We start from the raw sequence: 22,017 nt of genomic DNA on the forward strand, positions 1-22,017 counted from the left end.
CCTGTCCGGGCGTTGACCGGGCCGCGCAGCCGCCGCGCGAACGCGGGAGGATCGGAACGTGGAACTGACTCTGCTCGGCACCGGCGCCCCCGACGGGCTGCCGAGGCCCGAATGCCCTTGCGCCGTCTGCGCCACCGCCCGGGGGACGCTCTCTCGGGCGGCGACCGCGCTGCTGGTCGACGACGCGCTGCTGCTCGATCTCACCCCCGGCGCGGTGTTCGCCGCCGCCCGCGCGGGACACTCGCTCTCCGGTGTGCGGCAGGTGCTGCTCACCCATCCGCACGACGGGCCCGCCGTGGAGCTGCCCGCCGGGCTTCCGTCCGCGGGCCGGGTACCGGACGGGCGGGAACTGACGCTGATCAGCGGGCACCGGGTACGGGCGGTGGCGATGGACGCCCCCGGCACCGGTTACGAGGTGACCGCGCCGGAGGGCACCCGGCTGCTCTACCTGCCCCCGGGCGCCGCGCCCTCCGGTCTCACGGACCGGGAGGATCAGCCGTACGACGCCGTGGTGGGCGATGTGGTCGGGCGGCCGGACGCGGTGGCGCGGCTGCGGGCCGTGGGGGCGATCGGCCCGCACACCGAGATCATCGCCGTCCACCTGGACCACGACGCGCCGCCCGGCGCCGAACTCGACCGGCGGCTCGCGGCGGCCGGCGCGCGCACCGTGCCGGACGGGACGACGCTGGTGGTGGGCGAGTACCGCGCGCTGCCCCAGGCGCCCCGGCGCACGCTGGTGACGGGCGGCGCCAGGTCCGGGAAGTCGGTGGAGGCCGAACGGCGTCTGGAGACGTTCCCCGAGGTCGTGTACGTGGCGACCGGGGGCAGCCGTGAGGGGGACGCGGACTGGGCCGACAGGATCGAGCTGCACCGCGAACGCAGGCCCGCCGCCTGGCGCACCGAGGAGACCTGCGAACTCGTGGAGCTGCTGGAGTCGGACGGGCCTCCGCTGCTGATCGACTGCCTGTCGCTGTGGCTGGCGGACGCGATGGACCGGGTGGACGCCTGGGACGACACGGCATGGGCGGGCGGCGGGCAAAACGCGCTGCGGACGCGGACCGCCGAGCTGGTCGCCGCGGTGCGCAGGACGCGCCGTACGGTCGTGGCCGTGACCAACGAGACCGGCTCGGGCGTGGTGCCCGCGACGGCCTCCGGGCGGCGGTACCGGGACGAACTCGGCCGGCTGAACGCCGCGTTCGCCGACGAGTGCGAACAGGTGCTGCTGGTGGTGGCGGGGCAGGTGCTGAAGCTGCGCGGCTGAGGCGGGACGGAGGGCGGCGGCAGGCGCGCACGGGGGGCGGGAGGAAACGGGAGACGGAGCAAGAGAGCGGGAGCACGGAACGACAAGGAGGAACGGTCATGGCACGCGTGCGGCCGATGCTGAGCGGGGTTCCCGAGACCCTGCTGTGGACGCTCCAGAACCGGGCACACGAGGCGGGGCAGCGCTACCCGGTGCTGGACGATCCGATGGCGCTCCGGCTGATGGATGCCCTGGACTACCCCTTCGAGGTGCGGTTCGGCCGGCCCAACGCGTTCTACTCGCAACTCCAGGGACTGCGATCGCGCTGTTTCGACCTGGCCGTGCTGGACTACCTCGCCGAACGGCCGCGGGCGACCGTGGTCGCACTCGGCGACGGCCTGGAGACCGGATTCTGGCGGGTCGACAACGGCCTGCTGAACTGGCTGAGCGTGGAATTGCCGCAGGTCGCCGAATTGCGGCGGACGCTGCTCCCGGCTTCGGACCGGCTGCGCACCCTGGCCCGCTCGGCGACCGATCCGTCCTGGCTCGACGCGATCGAGGACCCGCCGGGACGCGGCGTCGTCGTCACGGCCCAGGGCCTTCTGATGTATCTGCGCCCGGCCGAGGTGCGGGCGATCCTCGCGGCCTGCGCCGAACGGCTGCCCGGGGGCGTCCTCGTCCTGGACTCGATGGGGCGCCGTGCGGCCGGGTACACGCGGTCCGGGCGGTGGAAGGTCGGCGGGATGACCATTCCGCCGATGCGCTGGGCGATGGACCCGGGTGAGCGGCCCAAGCTGCGCGGCGTGCATCCGGGGATCACCGAGGTGCGGGCCCTGCACCTGCCGCGCGGACGAGGGGCGATGGGCGAGCTGATCCGGCTCCAGTCGCTGGTTCCGGGGCTGCGGGGCCTCACGCCCGCGATCACACGCCTGCGGTTCGGTGACGCGCCCCACGGCAGTCGGTGACCACGGCGCGGCGGCGCGCCCCGCTGCCCTCGGTGACACACCGGGCCGGGGTGCGGGGACGAGGTTCGCGGACGCGTTCCGCGCCGTGTGGTGACGCGGTCGCCGCACACCTTCCGGGCCCGGTGCCGCACACGGGGCCGCGCGGCGGCCGGGCACGGGAATCGTGCCGGGTACTGTTCCGCAGTGGGTCCGCCGCCGGGCTCGCCGGACCCACCAGACGTACCGCCCGACATATCGACGTATCGACCCGCGAGGCAGACCCCCGTGAATCTGGACGACTTCTCCGACCTGATCGAACGCCCCGACGGCGGTGTACGGCGCGATGCCGAGGAACGCCGGGAGCGCCTGGTCGTTCCGCCGGGCGCGCTCGGCCGCCTGGACGAGCTGGGCGAGTGGCTCTCGGCCGCCCAGCAGTCCGTCCCGGTCAAGGCGATCGAACAGCCGCGCGTGGTGCTCTTCGCCGGTGACCACGGGGTCGCCGAACTGGGGGTCTCGGGGCGCGCGGCCGGCACCGCGTACGAACTGGTGCGGGCCACGCTGGAGGGCGCGACCCCGCTCGCCGTGCTGGCCCGGCAGTTCTCCGTGCCGGTACGGATCGTGGACGCCGGTCTGGACTGCGATCCGGAGCTGCTGCCGGAGTCCGTGGTGCGGCACCGGGTGCGGCGGGGCAGCGGCCGGATCGACATCGAGGACGCACTGACGGCCGAGGAGGCCGAACGGGCGGTACGGCTCGGCATGGCGATCGCCGACGAGGAGGCCGACTCGGGCACGGACCTGGTGGTGCTGGGCGATCTGAGCGTCGGCGGCACGACGGCGGCGGGCACGCTGATCGCGGCGCTGTGCGGCACGGACGCCTCGGTGGTCACCGGGCGCGGCGGGGCGGGCATCGACGACCTGGCATGGATGCGCAAGTGCGCGGCGATCCGGGACGCGCTGCGACGGGCCCGGCCGGTGCTCGGCGACCAGTTGGAGCTGCTGGCCACGGTGGGCGGTGCGGATCTGGCGGCGATGACGGGCTTCCTGCTCCAGTGCGCGGTGCGCAGGCTGCCGGTGATCCTGGACGGTGTGGTCTCCGCCGCCTGTGCGCTGGTGGGTCAGCGGGCGGCCTTCCGGGCGCCGGACTGGTGGCTGGCGGGCCAGGCGAGCGGTGAACCGGCGCAGGCCAAGGCCCTGGACCGGATGGCGCTCAACCCTCTGCTGGACCACGGCGTCATCGTGGGAGAGGGAAGCGGAGCGCTGCTCGCACTCCCGCTGGTCCGTGCCGCGGCCGCGCTGGCCGCGGAACTGCCCGAGCGCGCGCCCGCCGACGGCGCCGGCGAGGAGAGCGGTGGCGGTGAGGGCGAGGAGAACGTCGAGGAAGAAGGTGCCGACGGACAAGCGGGCGTCGGCGAGAGGGCGGGCGGCGGCACGGCCGTCGGCTGAGGGACCCGGCGCAGCGGCCGGCGGGGCCCGGCGAACGACCGGTCAAAGGCCGAGGGCCGCTGGGCCGGAGGCCGCCGCACGGCCCTCTCACCCGACGCGATGCACCATATGATCGCTTTTCATGGGAGAGGTCCGATTGTCTACCGTGGAATCCGGACGGGACGGTACCCGGGCACCGAGCACCGTCCGTTCGCGCCGCTGCGCCGCGTACACGATCTGGTATCTCCGGATCGTCTCGTTCATCAATTTCCTGAGCGCGGTCTGGGTCACCCTCGGCAACGATCTGCGCCGCCACAACACCGAGAACTACTTCACCCCCTACCTGCTCACCGCGGGCTTCTCCTCCGGGGTGGTCGCGCTCTTCCTGGCGATCACCATGCGCCGCCGCAAGCGGGCGGCGTGGATCGTGAACATAGCGGTGAGCAGCCTGCTGTTGCTGCTCTTCGCGCTGGTGATCCCGTTCCCGGAGGTGCGGCGGTACCCGCAGAACTGGATCTCGCTGGCGCTGACCGCCGTGTTCGTCCTGGCACTGGTCCTCGGGCGGCGCGAGTTCTACGCGAAGGGCGACCGGTCCAACCCGAAGCTGGCCGCCGCCGTCGCGGGCGGCGGGCTGCTGGTCACCTCGCTGATCGCCGCGGGGCTGGTCACCCTCACCAACACCGCCCACGACGAGTACCGTTCGACGTTCCTGGACCGCTGGCGCTACGGCACGCTGCGCCTGGTGTCGGTCGCCGAGAACGACATGCACCACCCGGGGATCGCCACTCCCGGCTGGGTCGGTGTCACCATCAACATCCTCTCCACCCTGCTGCTGATCGCCGTCGTGTACGCGGCGTTCCGGTCCCGCCGGGCCGTCGACCCGATCACCCCCGAGGACGAGGCCCGGCTGCGGGCGCTGCTCGACAGGCACGGGGAGCGGGACTCGCTGGGCTACTTCGCGCTGCGCCGGGACAAGAGCGTCGTCTGGTCGCCCACCGGCAAGGCGGCCGTCGCCTACCGGGTGGTCGGCGGGGTGTCGCTGGCCTCCGGGGACCCCATCGGCGACCCGGAGGCGTGGCCCGGGGCGATCGCCCCGTGGCTGGCCGAGGCCCGCGAGCACGGCTGGATCCCGGCGGTGATGGGGGCGAGCGAGGAGGGCGGCACGATCTACGCGCGCCACGGCCTGGACGCCCTGGAGTTGGGCGACGAAGCGATCGTGGAGACCGCCGAGTTCACCCTGGAGGGCCGGGCGATGCGGACCGTGCGCCAGGCGTACAACCGGGTCGGGCGGGCCGGGTACGCGGTGACCGTGCGCCGGCACGAGGACATCCCGGCGGAGGAGATGGCCGTACTGGTGCGGTGCGCCGACGACTGGCGGGACGGGGAGACCGAGCGCGGCTTCTCCATGGCGCTGGGGCGGCTCGGCGACCCGGCCGACGGCCGGTGCGTGATGCTCGAATGCCGCGACGCGCCCGCCCGGGACGGTGGCCCCGGCGAGTTGCGCGCGCTGCTGAGTTTCGTCCCATGGGGGCCGACGGGCCTCTCGCTGGACCTGATGCGCCGTGACCGGGAGTCCGAGAACGGGTTGGTGGAGTTCATGGTCATCGAACTCCTGCGACGTGCCGGAGAGATCGGGATCACTCAGGTCTCACTGAACTTCGCGATGTTCCGGTCCGTCTTCGAAAGGGGTTCACGGCTCGGCGCCGGACCGGTGCTGCGGCTGTGGCGCTCCATGCTCAGCTTCTTCTCGCGCTGGTGGCAGATCGAGTCGCTGTACCGCGCCAACGCCAAGTACCGGCCGATCTGGGAGCCGCGCTTCATGCTCTTCGAGAAGAGTGCCGACCTGCCGCGCATCGGCCTGGCCGCGGGCCGCGCCGAAGGGTTCCTGGAGGCGCCGGGGCTGCCCAAGTGGCTGCACCGCTCGCAGCTCGGGACCGGCGGATGAGACCCGGCCGCACGCTGCGCGGGGCGGCCCGCCGCGAGTGGCGTCCACTGCTGCGGACCGTGCGCGCGGGGCTCGTCGCCGCGCGGCTGCGGGCGGTCCCCCTGACGCTCACCGCGGTCTGCCTGACGGCACTGCTGCACGCGGTGCAGAGCCGGTCCTGGGGGGTCGGGGCGGTGCGGGCCCTGGGGGCGGTGCGGGCCGAGGACCCGCTCTGGACGACCCTGCTGCGCACACCGCTGTCGTTGTTCGTCCCGGCGCTCGACCTGCCGGTGTGGGGGGCGCTGGCACAGATCCTGGTGGTGTTCGGGATCGCCGAGATCTGTCTGGGCCGCTGGCGCACGCTCGTGATCGCCTACCTCGCCACCCTGGCCGGGACGTTGTACGCGCGGATCGGCGTCGCCCTCGGCCCGGACGGGCCGCTCGGGCTGCCCGCGTCCGACGCCCAGATCGTCGACTCCGGCCCGTCGGCCGCGGTGGTCGGTCTCGCCGTGTACGTGTGCTGCGTCTACCGGGCGTGGTTCACCGGCGGGCTGGTGATCGCGGCGATGGTGGTCGAGGTCTTCTTCAAGAACAACCTGGCCGGGAAGGAGCACCTGGCGGCGATCGCCGCGGTGCTCGTGCCGTGCGCCATCACGCTCGTCCGGCACCGGCGCAGGCACCCTGCCGCGGAGCGCCCGGGTCAGGACTCGCGCCGCCCGCGGGCCGGCACCCGGTCCGGTGCGCCGCCGATGAGGTCCTGAAACGTCGTGACGTCGTGGAACGGGCCCTTTCCGGCCCTGATCATCCGGGTGATGCCCCCGGGTGACGGCGAAGGTGAGCACGAAGGCGGCCAGCGCGAGGAGCAGGGGCAGTTTTCCCGGCTCGATGATGTTCCGGTCGCACCAGTGCCCCATGCCGCCTACTCCAGAAAAGTGGCTTTCGCCGCGGTTCGCCGCGTTATGCCAGCCTTCCGGCCAATCCATCGGCCGACCGCAGTGGTCGCCGCCGTGCCCCGAGGGGTGTGCCGGGAAGCTCGCGGCATCCGGTGCGGTGCGTCGCGTGCCGGAGCGGCACCCGTGTAGCCGGAGCGGCACCCGTGTACGGGGGTATACGGGTGGGGCGGAAACGCGGCGAAGCGCCGGGCCGGACGCCACGGGCCGCTGAACTTTTCCGGTCACAGCACTAACCTGCGCGCCGTGACCTTCCTGAACAGCCATGGCCCGCGTTTCGCCTTCGGCACCCTGACCGTGATCCCCGTCCGCGTCACCCGGTGGGACCGGGACACCGCCCGTGCCGGGATGCTGTGCGCCCCACTGGCCGGTCTCGTGGTGGGGCTGCTCGCGGCGGCGGCCGGCGGTCTGTCGCTGTCGCTGGGTTCCGGGCCGCTGCTGGCCGCGGTGGCGTCCGCCGCCGTGCCCGCGGTGCTGACCCGGGGGCTGCACCTGGACGGTCTCGCGGACACCGCCGACGGGCTGGGCAGCGGGAAGCCGGCCGAGGAGGCGCTGCGGATCATGAAGCGGTCGGACATCGGCCCCTTCGGCGTGATCACGCTGCTGTTCGTGCTGCTGGCCCAGGTCGCGGCGCTCCAGCACCTGTACGAACGGGGCTGGGCGCACGGAACGGTGGCGGCGGTCGCCGCCGCGGTCACCGCCCGGCTGGCGCTCACCCTGGCCTCCCGGCGGGGCGTGCCCGCGGCGCGTCCGGAGGGGCTGGGCGCGGTGGTGGCCGGAACCGTCCCGATGGTGGGGGCGGTGGTGGTGGGCGCCGTGGTGGTCGTGGCGTGCGCGGGGGCGGGTGCGGCGCTGGGCGGGTACGGGGCGGCCCGGTACGCCCTCGCCGTGCCGGCCGCCCTGGCCGCCGCCCACCTGCTGCTGCGGCGCTGTGTGCGGCGGTTCGGCGGGGTGACCGGGGACGTCTTCGGCGCGCTGGCCGAGACGGCGGCGACGACGGCGCTGGTGGTGCTGACGCTCGGCTGAGGGCTCTCCCGTAGTCCCCGGTGGGTGCGCTGGTCCACCGCGGATGACGGGACAGCCCCCGGCGCCGTGACCGGCCGTGCCTGCCGGGGCGAACGTTGCCCGGAGCGGCAGCAGCCCGTGCCCGGCGCTACCGGGGTCCGCTTGTCCGGCGGCAGCGGCGGGGCTACGAGCGGCCCTTGGGGCACTCCTGGCGCCACACGCCCAGTTCGTACCGCTTCCGCAGCGAACTGAGGCCCAGTCGCTTCGAGTCGGCGCAGAAGCGGGCGAGCGGCAACTCGTACTCGACGTGGAAGACGGCCTTGCCCGCCTTCACGAACGGGGTGAGGGTCTCGCACTCGCCGTACTGCGCGCACTGCTCGTTGACCGCGAAGTCGAAGTCCGGCTCCAGCTCGGGGATCTGGCCGAGGTCGTTCTTCAGGCCGACGGCGAGTCCGTGGCGGTGGGCGATCCGGGCGATGAGCCGGTTGTAGCGCAACTGGTCGGCGGCGGTCAGCGGGAAACCCGTGCGGTTGCGATAGCCGTCCATGTTGTCGGGCTCCACCGCGTCGAAGCCCTTCCGCGCGCACATTTCGATCCGCTTCTCCATCAACGGCTCCAGGATGTCGGTGCGGCGGATGTCGAGCCACCGCTCCCCCTCCCAGCCGTTGCCCTCGCCCCGGACCGACGCGGGGAACTTCCCGGCGTCGGGGCGGAAGTCCTCCCAGGCCCCGGTGGACAGGTAGCAGATCACCTTGCGGCCCCGGCGGTGCAGATCGGCGACGGCCGACGCGTCGTGGTCGAAGCCGTCGATGTCGTACACGGGAACGTCCACGGTGGGGTCGAGCTTGCCGGAGAGCTGCCACTGCCAGCCCGTACCGGGCGCCGGCCGCCAGAGCCCGCCGCGCTCGCTCCCTCCGGATCCCCCACCGGACTTCGCGGCGGACGATCCCTCGGACCCCGGCGCGGCGGTGCAGCCGGCCAGCAGGACCAACAGGGCCACGACGAGGACCGGCAGCACCGGTCCCGGGCGCGTCCGGCGGACGGTTCCTCGGGCTCGCATGGTTTCTCCCCCTCCGGTACGGATCACAACGACCCTACGCGCGGCGCGCGTTCGCCCCGCGGCGCCCCCGCTCCGGCCCGTCGGCGGCCACGGCCCCGCTCCCCGGAACCAGCCGCCGGCGGCCCGCCGCCGTGATCCGGCGACAATGACGCGCGTAGGCTCATTCCCGGCACATCGTGACGGCGTCTACGATGCGCCGGGCACGGTCGGCCCACCCCTCGACCGACAACGAACTCAACGGAAGCGAGATTTCACCACCGTGACTGCTCTCACTCTCAGCACTGCCGGGGCGGCGACGCTGCGCGCCGACGCACTCGTCGTCGGCGTAGGCAAGGGCACCAAGGGGCCGGTCCTCGCACCGGGCGCCGAGGCCGTGGACAAGGCGTTCGGCGGGAAGCTCGCCACCGTCCTGGAGGCCCTGGGCGCCACTGGTGCCGAGGGCGAGGTGACCAAGCTCCCCGCGTCCGACGGTCTGAAGGCCCCCGTCGTCCTCGCGGTCGGACTCGGTTCCGCCCCGGAGAAGGGCGAGGCGTACGAGGCCGAGGCACTGCGCCGGGCCGCGGGCTCGGCCTCCCGCGCGCTGGCCGGTTCGAAGAAGGCCGGTTTCGCGCTGCCCGTGGAGTCCGCCGAGGACGCCGGGGCGATCGCCGAGGGCGCACTGCTCGGCGCGTACGCGTTCACCGCGTACCAGGGCGGCGAGGACAAGCTCGCGCCCAAGGGCAAGAAGAACGACACCGGTCCCAAGGCCCCGCTGGGCGAGGTCGCCCTGCTCGGTGCCAAGCCGCGCGACAAGGCGTTCAAGGCGGTCGCCGAGCGCGCCGTCGCGCTGACCGAGGAGATCAACCGCGCCCGCGACCTGATCAACACCCCGCCCAACGACCTGTACCCCGAGTCCTTCGCCGCCGTGGCCACCGCCACGGGCAAGGAGCACGGCATCAAGGTGCAGGTGCTCGACGAGAAGGCGCTCGCCAAGGGCGGCTACGGCGGCCTGCTCGGTGTGGGCAACGGCTCGGTCCACGGCCCGCGCCTGGTGAAGCTCGCCTACACGCACCCGAAGGCGGAGAAGACCCTGGCCCTGGTCGGCAAGGGCATCACCTACGACTCGGGCGGCATCTCGCTGAAGCCGGCCGGTCACAACGAGACGATGAAGTGCGACATGAGCGGCGCCGCCGCCGTGTTCGCGGCCGTCGTCGCCGCCGCGCGGCTGGGCCTCCAGGTCAACGTCACCGGCTGGCTGGCGCTCGCCGAGAACATGCCGTCGGGCAGCGCCACCCGCCCCGGCGACGTGCTGCGCATGTACAGCGGCAAGACCGTCGAGGTCCTCAACACGGACGCCGAGGGCCGCCTGGTCCTCGCCGACGCGCTGACCCGCGCCTCGGAGGAGAAGCCGGACGCGATCGTCGACGTGGCGACGCTGACCGGCGCGATGATGGTGGCGCTGGGCAGCCGCACCTTCGGCATCATGGCGAACGACGACGCCTTCCGCACCTCCGTCCACGAGATCGCCGAGGAGGTCGGCGAGGAGTCCTGGCAGATGCCGCTCCCCGTCCACCTGCGCAAGGGCATGGAGTCCGCGACCGCCGACATCGCCAACATGGGCGAGCGGATGGGCGGCGGCCTGGTGGCCGGCCTGTTCCTCCGGGAGTTCGTGGGCGAGGGCATCGCCTGGGCGCACCTGGACATCGCGGGCCCGGCCTTCCACGAGGGCGCGCCGTACGGGTACACGCCGAAGGGCGGCACCGGTTCCGCGGTCCGCACGCTGGTGCGGCTGGCGGAGCGCACCGCCGCCGGCGACCTCGGCTGAGTCCGCCACAGGGTCACGGCCGCCTCCGCCGCCGTGTCCCCCACCGGTCGGCCGCGGCCCCGGGCATACGCCCGGGGCCGTTCGCATTGCCCCCGGTGACATCGCGGCGCGAAGGAGGGGGGACACCCACGACGAAGGCTCTCGCCCGCCCAGGAGAACGAGGGTTTCGCTCGTGACCAAATCCACACTCCCTACGCAGCGGTAACCGTCCGGGACGGATGATCGTCCTTCCCAGACCCGGGCCCCGCGTCCCACTACCCGTCGACAAGTGCGAAGATGGGTTCTCGGCAGGACAGGGCCCCCACCACAGGGCCGACCAACAAGCGGCCGAACACCAGCCGACCGGCCGGTCATACCCCAGCGACGGGGCCCGGCGTACGGCGCACATGCATGGAGGACGTGACGTGGCGAACGACGCCAGCACCGTTTTCGACCTAGTGATCCTCGGCGGTGGTAGCGGCGGTTACGCCGCGGCCCTGCGCGGAGCGCAGCTTGGTCTGGACGTCGCCCTGATCGAGAAGGGCAAGGTCGGCGGCACCTGCCTGCACAACGGCTGCATCCCCACGAAGGCCCTGCTGCACGCCGGCGAGATCGCCGACCAGGCGCGCGAGGCCGACCAGTTCGGTGTCAAGGCCACCTTCGAGGGCATCGACATCAAGGCCGTCCACAAGTACAAGGACGACGTCGTCTCGGGCCTGTACAAGGGCCTCCAGGGACTCATCGCCTCGCGCAAGGTGACGTACATCGAGGGCGAGGGACGCCTCTCCTCCCCCACCTCCGTCGATGTGAACGGCCAGCGCGTCCAGGGCCGCCACGTGCTGCTGGCGACCGGCTCCGTGCCGAAGTCGCTGCCGGGCCTGGAGATCGACGGCAACCGCATCATCTCCTCCGACCACGCGCTGACGCTGGACCGCGTCCCGAAGTCGGCGATCATCCTGGGCGGCGGCGTCATCGGCGTCGAGTTCGCCTCGGCGTGGAAGTCCTTCGGCACCGACGTCACGGTGATCGAGGGCCTGAAGCACCTCGTCCCGGTCGAGGACGAGAACAGCTCGAAGCTCCTTGAGCGCGCCTTCCGCAAGCGCGGCATCAAGTTCAACCTCGGCACGTTCTTCCAGACCGCCGAGTACACCCAGGACGGCGTCAAGGTCACGCTGGCCGACGGCAAGACCTTCGAGGCCGAGGTGCTGCTGGTCGCCATCGGCCGCGGCCCGGTCTCGCAGGGCCTGGGCTACGAGGAGGCCGGGGTCGCGATGGACCGCGGCTACGTCGTCGTCGACGAGTACATGCGGACCAACGTGCCCACCATCTCGGCCGTGGGCGACCTGGTCCCGACGCTCCAGCTCGCGCACGTCGGTTTCGCCGAGGGCATCCTGGTCGCGGAGCGCCTGGCCGGCCTGAAGGCCGTCCCGATCGACTACGACGGCGTCCCGCGGGTGACGTACTGCCACCCCGAGGTCGCCTCCGTGGGCATCACCGAGGCCAAGGCCAAGGAGCTCTACGGTGCGGACAAGGTCGTCGCCCTGAAGTACAACCTCGCGGGCAACGGCAAGAGCAAGATCCTCAAGACCGCGGGCGAGATCAAGCTCGTCCAGGTCAAGGACGGTGCGGTGGTCGGCGTCCACATGGTCGGTGACCGCATGGGCGAGCAGGTCGGTGAAGCCCAGCTGATCTACAACTGGGAGGCGCTGCCCGCCGAGGTCGCGCAGCTCATCCACGCCCACCCGACCCAGAACGAGGCGCTCGGCGAGGCCCACCTGGCGCTGGCCGGCAAGCCCCTCCACTCCCACGACTGACCCAGTCGACCGGGCGCGACGACCGACCACTTCCGCACTTTCGTAAGGAGCAACCGAAACCATGTCGGTTTCCGTAACCCTTCCGGCGCTCGGTGAGAGCGTCACCGAGGGCACTGTCACCCGCTGGCTGAAGGCCGAGGGCGAGCGCGTCGAGGCCGACGAGCCCTTGCTCGAGGTCTCGACCGACAAGGTCGACACCGAGATCCCGGCCCCGGCGTCCGGCGTCCTCACCGCCATCAAGGTCGCCGAGGACGAGACCGTCGAGGTCGGCGCCGAGCTGGCCGTCATCGACGACGGCACGGGCGCACCCGCCGCGGCGGCGCCGGCCGCCGCCGAGCCCGAGGCCGCTCCGGCTCCGGTCGCCGAGGCCCCCGCCGCACCGGCCCCGGCCCCCGTCGCCGAGGCCCCCGCCGCCGCTCCGGCCGGCGGCGCCACCGGCACCGACGTCACCCTCCCGGCGCTCGGCGAGAGCGTCACCGAGGGCACCGTCACCCGCTGGCTGAAGGAGGTCGGCGAGGAGGTCACGGAGGACGAGCCCCTTCTGGAGGTCTCCACGGACAAGGTCGACACCGAGATCCCGGCCCCGGTCTCCGGTGTGTTGCTGGAGATCGTGGTCGCCGAGGACGAGACCGCCGAGGTCGGCGCCAAGCTCGCCGTGATCGGCGCCCCGGGTGCCGCTCCGGCGGCTGCCCCGGCCGCTCCGGCCGCGGCTCCGGCCCCCGCCGCACCGGCTCCGGCTCCCGCTCCGGCGGCCCCGGCCGCGCCCGCTCCGGCTCCGGTGGCGCCCGCCGCTCCGGCACCGGCTCCGGTCGCCCCGCCGGCCCCCGCTCCGGCACCGGCCCCGGTGGCTCCCGCCGCTCCGGCTCCGGCTCCGGTCGCCGCACCCGCTCCCGTCGCCGCCCCGGCCGCGACCTCCGGTGACGACGGCGCGTACGTCACGCCGCTGGTCCGCAAGCTCGCCGCCGAGAGCGGTGTCGACCTGGGCGCGGTCAAGGGCACCGGCGTCGGTGGCCGCATCCGCAAGCAGGACGTCGTCGCCGCCGCGGAGGCCGCCAAGGCAGCCGCCGCACAGGCTCCGGTCGCCGTCGCCGCGGCTGCCGGCCCTGCCGTCTCGAAGGCGCCGAAGCTGGAGGCGTCCCCGCTGCGCGGCCAGACGGTCAAGATGACCCGCATGCGCAAGGTCATCGGCGACAACATGATGAAGGCGCTGCACTCGCAGGCCCAGCTGACCTCGGTGGTCGAGGTCGACGTCACGAAGCTGATGAAGCTGCGCGCCCTGGCCAAGGACGCGTTCGCGGCCCGTGAGGGCGTCAAGCTGTCCCCGATGCCGTTCTACGTCAAGGCGGCGGCCCAGGCGCTGAAGGCCCACCCGGTCATCAACGCCCGGATCAACGAGGGCGAAGGCACCATCACGTACTTCGACTCGGAGAACATCGGCATCGCCGTGGACGCCGAGAAGGGGCTGATGACCCCGGTCATCAAGGGTGCGGGCGACCTGAACATCGCCGGCATCTCGAAGAAGACCGCGGAGCTGGCGGGCAAGGCCCGCGGTGGCGGCCTGACGCCGGACGACATGTCCGGGGCGACCTTCACCATCAGCAACACCGGCTCGCGCGGTGCGCTGTTCGACACCGTCATCGTGCCGCCGAACCAGGCCGCCATCCTGGGCATCGGTGCCACGGTCCGCCGTCCGGTGGTCATCAACCACCCGGACCTCGGCGAGACGATCGCGGTGCGCGACATGACGTACCTGTCGCTCTCCTACGACCACCGTCTGGTGGACGGCGCGGACGCCGCCCGTTACCTGACCGCGGTCAAGGCGATCCTGGAGGCCGGTGAGTTCGAGGTCGAGCTCGGCCTCTGAACGCGGCGGCCGTGAGCCTTCGCGCAGGCGGCTGTAACCATCCTCACGAGCGGCGCCCCCGTCCGGACCTCTTCCTGGCGGGGGCGCCGCCGTATTGTCTAGTGCCGTGACCGGCAATGTTCGCCCGGCAGGAGCGTCGTCCGGTGCGTGCGACCGCAAGGCGGCCGGAAGTCCACGGACGGGGCCTCCCCTGCTCGAACGAAGTCGAGAGCCCGGGGAACGGCCGCGTGGGCTTTTGGCCGACGCCGCAAGCGTGCGTGCCGGGCGTCGCGACGGGGCGAACGTTGCCGGGAGGACACTAGTCACCACCGGTCGCCCCGGCAGCCGTGATGGCGCAGACAGCATCGGCCCGGTCCGGTCCGCCCCGAAGGAGCTCCACATGACCCCGCCCGTCGTCCACTCGCTGCGCGAACAGATCCGCGAGCACATCGTGGACGGGATCGTCAGCGGGCGCTGGAAGCCGGGCGAGAGGATCGTGGAGCGCCGCATCGCCACCGAGCTGGAGGTCAGCCAGACGCCGGTGCGCGAGGCCCTGCGGGAGCTGGAGACGCTCCGGCTGATCGAGTCGGCCCCCAACAAGGGCGTGCGGGTCCGCAACCTCACCGCGGCCGACCTGGAGGAGAGTTATCCCGTGCGGGCCGGTCTGGAGCAGATCGCCGCGGAGCTGGCGGCCCCGGTCCTGGGCGAGGACTGCTCGCGCCTCGCCCCGCACGTGGCGGCGCTCTACGAGGCGGACCGGCTGGCCGACGGCGAGGCGCAGGTGCGCCACACCGTGGCGTTCCACCGCGAGATGGTGCGGGCCGCCGGGAACGCCGTACTGCTGCACACCTGGGAGGGGCTGGGCATCGAGGTGTTCACCGCCCTGTCGATCCGTTGGCTGGGCACGGTGCAGAAGTCGTACGCGGAGGAGCACGAGGCGCTCATCGAGGCGTTCCTGCGCAAGGACCCGGAGATCGGCGCGCTGGTCAAGGCGCACGTCCTGGGCTGCGCGCCGCGCGCCTGAGCGGCGTACCCGACGGCTCGGGACGACCGGCGACGTCCGGATCGGGCCGGACGCGGTCCCATGCGTGGGGCCCGAGGGGCGGTCCACGCGGAATCCGCCTCGGCACACGCGGATCATCTGATCCGGAGGCTGCTCACCCGCGCACAGGGGGCGCCCCTTTTGAGTGCTAAATCCCGTCACTCCGTGCCCCACTTCGCGGCACCGAATGCCAATTTCTTCATATCGAGAAGTTTTTCCCTTCACCCTTTGATCGATCATCGATCGGCGGCCTACAGTTCAGTCGCGGGCTCACCGGCCCCATCGCCCTGTCCTGCCAGTCAGGGACTTCTCCACCCCCTCCCACTCCGGAAGGCGGCGATCATGACCGACCCCGTAAAGCTTCCGAGCGAGCTCGACCAGCTCCCGGACCGCGACCCCGAGGAGACCGCCGAATGGGCGGCCTCCCTGGACGCCGTCACCAGGGCCGCGGGCCCGCACCGCGCCGCGTACCTGATGCGCCGCTCGCTCCAGCACGCCGAGGGCGCCGGTCTCGCGCTGCCCAAGCTGTTGGAGACGGACTACGTCAACTCCATCCCGACCTACGCCGAGCCCGCGTTCGGCGGCGACCTGGAGATGGAGAACCGGATCACCGCCTGGAACCGCTGGAACGCCGCCGCGATGGTCACCCGCGGCGCCCGGTTCGGGGTCGGCGGCCACATCGCCACCTTCGCCTCCGCGGCCTGGCTGTACGAGACCGGCTTCAACCACTTCTTCCACGGCAAGGAGGGCGACGGCTCCGGCGACCAGATCTACGTCCAGGGCCACGCCTCCCCCGGCATCTACGCCCGCGCCTTCCTCGACGGCCGGCTGAGTGAGCAGCAGCTCGACAACTTCCGCCAGGAGACGGGCGGCGACGGCCTGCCGTCCTACCCGCACCCGCGGCGGCTGCCCTGGCTGTGGGAGTTCCCCACCGTGTCGATGGGCCTGGGCCCGCTCTCCGCGATCTACCAGGCGCGCTTCAACCGCTACCTGACCAACCGCGGCATCAAGGACACCTCCAACTCGCACGTCTGGGCCTTCCTCGGCGACGGTGAGATGGACGAGCCCGAGTCGACCGCCGCCCTCGCCCTCGCGGCCCGCGAGCAGCTCGACAACCTGACCTTCGTCATCAACTGCAACCTCCAGCGCCTCGACGGCCCGGTGCGCGCCAACTTCCGCGTGGTCCAGGAGCTGGAGGGCGCGTTCCGGGGGGCCGGCTGGAACGTCGTCAAGACGCTCTGGGGCAGCGCCTGGGACGAGCTGTTCCAGCTGGACACCACCGGCGCGCTGGTCCGTCGGCTCCGGGAGGTCCCGGACGCGCAGTTCCAGACGTACGCCACCCGCGACGTCGCGTACATCCGGGAGCACTTCTTCGGCGCCTCCCCCGCGCTCGTCGAGATGGCGAAGCTGCTCACCGACGCGAAGATCGCCGAGTGCTTCTACACCTCACGCGGCGGCCACGAGCCCCACAAGGTCTACGCGGCGTACAGGGCGGCCCTGGAGCACAAGGGCGGCCCGACCGTGATCCTCGCCCAGACGGTGAAGGGCTTCACGCTGGGCAAGGGCTTCGAGTCCAAGAACGCCAACCACCAGATGAAGAAGCTGTCCGCCGACGAGTTCAAGGACATGCGCGACCTGCTGGGGCTGCCGATCCCGGACAGCGCCTTCGTGGACGGTCTGGTGCCCTACGGCCACCCGGGCGCCGACTCCGCCGAGGTGCGCTACCTCCAGGAGCGCCGCGCCGCCCTCGGCGGTCCGGCCCCCGCCCGCCGGGTGCACGCCGTGGCGCTGCCCGAGCCCGAGGAGCGTGCGTTCGCCGCGCTGAAGAAGGGGTCCGGCAAGCAGGAGATGGCCACCACCATGGCCTTCGTCCGCCTGGTCAAGGACCTGATGCGGGACAAGCACACCGGCAGGCGCTGGGTGCCGATCGTCCCGGACGAGGCCCGTACCTTCGGCATGGAGTCGCTGTTCCCGTCGGCCGGCATCTACTCGCCGCTGGGCCAGACGTACGAGCCGGTCGACCGCGACCAGCTGATGTACTACAAGGAGGCCAAGAACGGCCAGATCCTCAACGAGGGGATCACCGAGGCCGGCGCCATGGCCGACTTCATCGCCGCCTCCACGTCGTACGCGACACACGGCGAGCCGATGATCCCCTTCTACATCTTCTACTCGATGTTCGGCTGGCAGCGCACCGGCGACCAGTTCTGGCAGCTCGGCGACCAGCTCGGCCGCGGCTTCGTGATCGGAGCCACGGCCGGCCGCACGACGCTGACGGGCGAGGGCCTCCAGCACGCCGACGGCCACTCGCACCTGATCGCGGCCACGAACCCGGCCTCGCTCAACTACGACCCGGCGTTCGCGTACGAGATCGCGGTGATCGTCAAGGACGGTCTGCGCCGGATGTACGGCCCCGACGCCGAGGACGTCTTCTACTACCTGACGGTCTACAACGAGCCGAGGCCGCAGCCCGCGATGCCGGAGGGCGTCGAGGACGGCATCCTCAAGGGCCTCTACCGCTTCAAGGAGGGCACGCCCGCGAAGCCGGAGGCGCCGCGCGTCCAGCTGCTGGCCTCCGGTACGGCGATCCACTGGGCCCTGGAGGCGCAGGAACTGCTGGCGGCGGACTGGGGCGTCACGGCCGACGTGTGGTCCGCGACCTCGTGGGGCGAACTGCGCCGGGAGGCCATGGAGTGCGACGAGGCACTGCTCCGGGGCGAGCAACGGGTGCCGTACGTGACCCGGGCCCTGGAGGGCGCTCCGGGTCCGGTCCTGGCGGTCAGCGACTGGATGCGGCAGGTCCCGGACCAGATCAGCCAGTGGGTGGAGCAGGACTGGTCCTCGCTCGGCACGGACGGCTTCGGCCTGTCCGACACCCGTGACGCGGCCCGCCGCCACTTCGGCGTGGACGCCCAGTCCATCACGGTCGCGGCGCTGGCCCAGCTGGCCCGTCGCGGCGAGGTGACCGCGTCCGCGGTCAAGGAGGCCCGGGAGCGGTACGGGCTGTGACCCGGGCGTGACACCGGGACGGGGGAAAGGCGGCGGCCGGGTGTGCCCGGCCGCCGCCGCACCGTTTCCGGGCCCGCGGCGACAATGGGGCCATGCGTGCTGCCCGCCTCATCAAGATGGTGCTGCTTCTGCAGGGCCACCCCGCCATGACGGCCGCCGAGCTGGCCCGGGAGCTGGAGGTGTCCGAGCGGACCGTCACGCGCGACGCGCAGGCGCTCTCCGAGGCGGGCGTTCCGGTGTATGCCGACCGGGGCAGAGCCGGGGGCTACCGCCTGGTCGGCGGGTACCGCACCCGCCTCACGGGGCTCGCCCGCGACGAGGCCGAGGCGCTCTTCCTGTCCGGGCTGCCCTCCGCCCTCCGCGAGATGGGCCTGGAGGACGCCGCGTCCGCCGCCCGGCTCAAGGTGTCGGCGGCCCTGCTGCCGTCGCTGCGGGACGCCCCCGACAGCGCCGCGCGGCGCTTCCATCTGGACGCCCCCGGCTGGTTCCGGGAACCGGAGACCCCCGAGCTGCTGTCCGATGTCGCGCAGGCCGTGTGGGACGACCGGATCGTGCGCGCCCGCTATCGCCGCAGCGGGCACGACGAGGACGTGGAGCGGGAACTGGCCCCGTACGGGCTCGTCCTGAAGGCCGGTGTCTGGTACCTGTGCGCCCGGGTGGCACGGGACTTCCGGGTGTACCGGATCGACCGGTTCTCGGCCGTCTCGGTGTCGGACGAACGGTTCGCGCGCGACGAGGGCTTCGACCTGCCGGGGTTCTGGGAGGAGCGGTCGGCCCAGTTCGCCCGATCGCTGCTCCGGGAGGAGGTGACGGTGCGGCTGTCGGAGGAGGGCGCACGCCGGCTGCCGCACATGATGGACCGCTCGGCGGTCCGGGAGGCCCTGGAGACGGCGGGCCCGCCCGATGCGCGGGGGTGGCGCACGGTCACTCTGCCGGTCGAGTCCCTGGAGGTGGCGTACAGCCAACTGCTGAGCCTGGGGCCGGAGTCGGAGGTGCTCGAACCGGCCGGTCTGCGGGTCCGTCTCGCCGCGGCGGCGAAACGCCAGTACGACCTGTACCGCTGAGGGCGTCCGCCCTCCTCGGGCACCGGGCTCCCACCACGTCCGCGTGCGCCGTCCGCCGCCACGCCCGATGCTTGATCCGTGATGGACGAGACGGAGTTCTGGGAGATCATCGACAGCACCCGCGAGGACGCCGAGGGCGACCCCGAGGACCAGGCGGACCTGCTCGTCGAGCGGCTGGTGCGGCTCGATCCGGAAACGGTGCTGGATTTCGCCAGGCACTTCGAGTCACGTTACAACCGCGCGTACCGCTGGGATCTGTGGGGCGCCGCCGCCGTGCTGCTCGACGGGGCGGACGACGACGCCTTCGACCTCTTCCGCTGCTGGCTGATCGGGCAGGGCCGGGAGGTCTTCGAGGGCGCGCTGCACGATCCGGACGGCCTCGCCGGCCTCCTCGACGACTTCGACGAGGAGGTCGACGGCGACGGCGAGGATCTCGGATACGCGGCCGACGAGGCGTACGAGCAGCTCACCGGTGTGGTCGATCCGGACCTCGGCCTGCCGCCCCAGCCCACAAAACCGGAAGGTGTTCCGTTCTCCGTCGAGGACGACGCGACCCTGGCGGAGCGCTTCCCCGCGCTCTGGGCGCGGTTCAGGGGCGGCTGACCGCGTCGGGGCGGGAACATCCTTCGGTGCGGCGCCCGGGGGCCGGGGGGCTTCCGGACCGGCGTCCGCGGTTCAAAAGCCCCCGCGGTTCAAAAGCGCCCACGGTTCAGAAGTGGGTGCCGCCGTCGATCCGGATCTCGGTGCCCGTGATGAACGCCCCGTCCCGCGAGCCGAGCATCGCGACGACGCCCGCGACGGTGTCCGGGCTGGCGTACCCCTCCCCCAACGCCGGGGAGAGCTTCGCGAAGAGCGACATGTCGGCATCGGCGGGCAGCCCCGGGCCCGTGCCGCTGGTCATGTCGGAGGAGATCGAACCGGGGGCGACGGCAACGGCCCGCAGCCCCTGCTTGCCGTACTCGCTCGCCAGCGCGTGCGTCATCGACTGGACGCCGCCCTTGCTCGCCGCGTACGCCGACATGTAGGGGTGCGCGAAGCTCGCCGAGGTGGAGGAGAAGTTCACGATCACCGGCTCGACGCCGGCCAGCAGGGCCGGGATCGCCTCGCGGACCATCAGGAACGTGCCCGTGAGGTTCACGGAGATGATCTTGTTGAAGAATTCCAGCGAGGTCTTGTGCGTGTGCTCGGACCGCAGGATTCCGGCCGCGTTGACGAGTACGTCGAGCCCGCCGAGGGTGTCGACGGCCAGGGCGACGCCGGAGCGGACCGCGCCCTCGTCCGAGATGTCGAGGACCAGGGTGGTGAGGCGGTCGGCGGTGCCGTTCGCCTCGGCCGTCGCGTACGTGGCCTTCAGCCCGGTCTCGTTCACGTCGGCGGCGACGACGCGACCGCCCTCCGCGAGGAGCCGGTGGACGGTGGCCTGTCCGATGCCGGAGCCGCCCCCGGTGACGAGCGCGCGGCGGCCTTCGTAGCGGTTCATGTCAGTTCTCTCCCGATCCCGGCGACTGCCGTCTCGATACATCGCGCCTGTGGACGTGCGCGGAGCCGTACTTCCCGAAGCCGTCCTCGACCGCCTCGTTCGACGTCCACCGTACGCCTAAGTGGCACGTTTTGCCATGACGTCATTTCGTGCACGCCTCCTGCCGGTCGGGGTAGTCTCCGGGAGATGAGCCCCATGCCGAATCAGCCGTCCCTCACCGAGCGCCGCAAGGCGGCGACCCAGCTGGACATCGCGCGCGCCGCCGCCGCGCTCTTCGCCGAACGGGGGCCCGACGGCACCACGGCGGAGGACATCGCCCTCCGGGCGGGGGTCGCGCTGCGCACGTTCTACCGGTACTTCCGCTCCAAACAGGACGCGGTGGGGCCGCTGCTGTGCGGCGGCGCGGAACGCTGGCGGGCGCTGCTCGAAGCGGCCGATCCCGGGGCAGGTCTCGCCCCGGCCCTGGAGAAGGCGGTCGCCGAGGCGCTCCGGATGCCCGACGCGCGCGCCGTCGAGGAACTCGGCTGGACCCGCGGGCTGCTGCGGGCGGCGGCGGACGACCCGGCGCTGCGGGCCGTCTGGTACCGGGTCAACCAGGAATCGGAGGAACGGCTGCTGCCGGTGCTGGCCCGGCTGGCGGGCGAGGGCGCCGACCCGCTGGAAGTCAGGCTGGCCGCGGCCGCCGCCACAGACGCGGTGCGGGTGGCGCTGGAGTCGTGGGCGCTGACGGACGCGCCGGTGAGCGGACCCGGCTCACCGGCCGATCTCGCCGTGCGCTGCCTGCGCGAACTCATCGGCGGCATGCGGCTGTTCGGCGACTGAGCCGGAGCAAGACGGGTCAGGGGACGAGCGGACGCCCCATCAGGACGTCGTCGGCATAACGGCCGTCCAGGAAGAACTCGCCGGACAGCACGCCCTCGACGACGAACCCCTCCGCCTCGTACAGGGCGCGTGCGGGCGCGTTGTGTCCGAGCACCCGCAGCGTCATCCGGCTGGCGCCCTCCGCCCGCGCCGCCGCGCAAGCGGCCCGCAGCAGGGTCCTGGCGATGCCCCGGCCGCGCGCCCGGTCGGCCACGACCAGGCCCTGTATCTGGCGGACGTGCGCGTTGCAGGCCAGCGGGGTCGGCGGAACGACCCGGATGTACCCGGCGATCACCGTCTCCCCCGCCTCGTTCTCCGTCTCGGCCACGAGCAGGTCCTCCGGCCGGTGGCGGTCGTCGAAGAACGGCGGGTACGGCGGCCTCGGCCTCGGCATCACCGCGTGCAGGGTCGACCAGGTGGCGCGGTCGAGCCCACCGAGCGCGGTCTCGTCGGAGAGGACGGCGACGCGGACGGAGCAGGCCGTGGGTGCGGGCATCTCTTGCATGCGCGCCACTGTGCCATCCCGTCCGCCCGCCGGGCAGCCCCTTTTACCGGCCGGTGGGACCGTGCTCCTGT

General features: G+C 72.6%; 17 protein-coding genes. 14 read left to right on the top strand and 3 right to left on the bottom strand.

Going from position 1 to position 22,017, the window contains the following annotated elements:
• The first annotated feature begins 58 nt into the window (after positions 1-58).
• From ACIHCL_RS01805 to ACIHCL_RS01830, 6 genes are all read left to right on the top strand, one after another.
• Positions 59-1,261 (top strand): bifunctional adenosylcobinamide kinase/adenosylcobinamide-phosphate guanylyltransferase, encoded by a 1,203-nt coding sequence (locus ACIHCL_RS01805; protein ID WP_399855758.1) that lies wholly within the window; start codon positions 59-61, stop codon positions 1,259-1,261.
• Positions 1,262-1,359: 98 nt separating this feature from the next.
• A complete protein-coding gene (locus ACIHCL_RS01810; RefSeq protein ID WP_399855761.1) occupies positions 1,360-2,205 on the top strand; it encodes a class I SAM-dependent methyltransferase in 846 nt (281 codons plus the stop codon).
• Positions 2,206-2,469: 264 nt separating this feature from the next.
• The gene (gene cobT / locus ACIHCL_RS01815; RefSeq protein ID WP_399855764.1) at positions 2,470-3,627 is read left to right on the top strand and encodes a nicotinate-nucleotide--dimethylbenzimidazole phosphoribosyltransferase; all 1,158 of its coding nucleotides are present in this window, start codon (positions 2,470-2,472) and stop codon (positions 3,625-3,627) included.
• Positions 3,628-3,748: 121 nt separating this feature from the next.
• A complete protein-coding gene (locus tag ACIHCL_RS01820; RefSeq protein WP_399855766.1) occupies positions 3,749-5,551 on the top strand; it encodes a phosphatidylglycerol lysyltransferase domain-containing protein in 1,803 nt (600 codons plus the stop codon).
• The gene (locus ACIHCL_RS01825) at positions 5,548-6,291 is read left to right on the top strand and encodes a hypothetical protein (protein ID WP_399855768.1); all 744 of its coding nucleotides are present in this window, start codon (positions 5,548-5,550) and stop codon (positions 6,289-6,291) included. The genes ACIHCL_RS01820 and ACIHCL_RS01825 overlap by 4 nt, the downstream gene beginning before the upstream one ends.
• 435 nt (positions 6,292-6,726) lie before the next feature.
• Positions 6,727-7,506: an adenosylcobinamide-GDP ribazoletransferase gene (locus ACIHCL_RS01830; RefSeq protein WP_399855771.1), complete on the top strand. Its 780-nt coding sequence runs from the start codon at positions 6,727-6,729 to the stop codon at positions 7,504-7,506.
• Between the two features lie 163 nt (positions 7,507-7,669).
• Here the strand turns inward: ACIHCL_RS01830 and ACIHCL_RS01835 are convergent, their stop codons facing one another.
• The gene (locus tag ACIHCL_RS01835) at positions 7,670-8,545 is read right to left on the bottom strand and encodes an endo alpha-1,4 polygalactosaminidase (RefSeq protein WP_399855773.1); all 876 of its coding nucleotides are present in this window, start codon (positions 8,543-8,545) and stop codon (positions 7,670-7,672) included.
• Positions 8,546-8,804: 259 nt separating this feature from the next.
• On the opposite strand from ACIHCL_RS01835, the gene ACIHCL_RS01840 reads away from it, so the two are divergent.
• The 7 genes from ACIHCL_RS01840 (at position 8,805) to ACIHCL_RS01870 (ending at position 19,703) form a co-directional block, all read left to right on the top strand.
• Positions 8,805-10,349: a leucyl aminopeptidase gene (locus ACIHCL_RS01840; protein ID WP_399855775.1), complete on the top strand. Its 1,545-nt coding sequence runs from the start codon at positions 8,805-8,807 to the stop codon at positions 10,347-10,349.
• 404 nt (positions 10,350-10,753) lie between these two features.
• Positions 10,754-12,142 carry a dihydrolipoyl dehydrogenase gene (gene lpdA / locus ACIHCL_RS01845; RefSeq protein WP_399855778.1) on the top strand — a complete coding sequence of 463 codons (1,389 nt, stop codon included), beginning with the start codon at positions 10,754-10,756 and terminating at the stop codon, positions 12,140-12,142.
• 61 nt (positions 12,143-12,203) lie between these two features.
• Positions 12,204-14,006 (top strand): 2-oxoglutarate dehydrogenase, E2 component, dihydrolipoamide succinyltransferase, encoded by a 1,803-nt coding sequence (gene sucB, locus ACIHCL_RS01850; protein WP_399855780.1) that lies wholly within the window; start codon positions 12,204-12,206, stop codon positions 14,004-14,006.
• A gap of 379 nt (positions 14,007-14,385) precedes the next feature.
• A complete protein-coding gene (locus ACIHCL_RS01855) occupies positions 14,386-15,009 on the top strand; it encodes a GntR family transcriptional regulator (protein ID WP_399855782.1) in 624 nt (207 codons plus the stop codon).
• 360 nt (positions 15,010-15,369) lie between these two features.
• A complete protein-coding gene (gene aceE, locus ACIHCL_RS01860; RefSeq protein WP_399855785.1) occupies positions 15,370-18,036 on the top strand; it encodes a pyruvate dehydrogenase (acetyl-transferring), homodimeric type in 2,667 nt (888 codons plus the stop codon).
• Positions 18,037-18,128: 92 nt separating this feature from the next.
• Positions 18,129-19,100: a helix-turn-helix transcriptional regulator gene (locus ACIHCL_RS01865; protein WP_399855788.1), complete on the top strand. Its 972-nt coding sequence runs from the start codon at positions 18,129-18,131 to the stop codon at positions 19,098-19,100.
• An 81-nt stretch (positions 19,101-19,181) separates the two neighbouring features.
• Entirely contained in the window at positions 19,182-19,703 is a 522-nt protein-coding gene (locus ACIHCL_RS01870; RefSeq protein ID WP_399857098.1) for a DUF4240 domain-containing protein, read from the top strand.
• Between the two features lie 106 nt (positions 19,704-19,809).
• Here the strand turns inward: ACIHCL_RS01870 and ACIHCL_RS01875 are convergent, their stop codons facing one another.
• The gene (locus tag ACIHCL_RS01875; RefSeq protein ID WP_399855790.1) at positions 19,810-20,580 is read right to left on the bottom strand and encodes an SDR family NAD(P)-dependent oxidoreductase; all 771 of its coding nucleotides are present in this window, start codon (positions 20,578-20,580) and stop codon (positions 19,810-19,812) included.
• 186 nt (positions 20,581-20,766) lie between these two features.
• Between ACIHCL_RS01875 and ACIHCL_RS01880 the strand changes: the two genes are divergently transcribed.
• Complete coding sequence (locus ACIHCL_RS01880) at positions 20,767-21,402, top strand: TetR/AcrR family transcriptional regulator (protein WP_399855793.1); 636 nt, start codon at positions 20,767-20,769, stop codon at positions 21,400-21,402.
• 16 nt (positions 21,403-21,418) lie between these two features.
• On the opposite strand, the gene ACIHCL_RS01885 is transcribed toward ACIHCL_RS01880, so the two are convergent.
• Positions 21,419-21,937, bottom strand: a complete 519-nt coding sequence (locus ACIHCL_RS01885) for a GNAT family N-acetyltransferase (protein WP_399857100.1) — start codon at positions 21,935-21,937, stop codon at positions 21,419-21,421.
• Positions 21,938-22,017: the final 80 nt, after the last annotated feature.

The organism is Streptomyces sp. NPDC052042 (assembly GCF_044548345.1).
Lineage (GTDB): Bacteria > Actinomycetota > Actinomycetes > Streptomycetales > Streptomycetaceae > Streptomyces.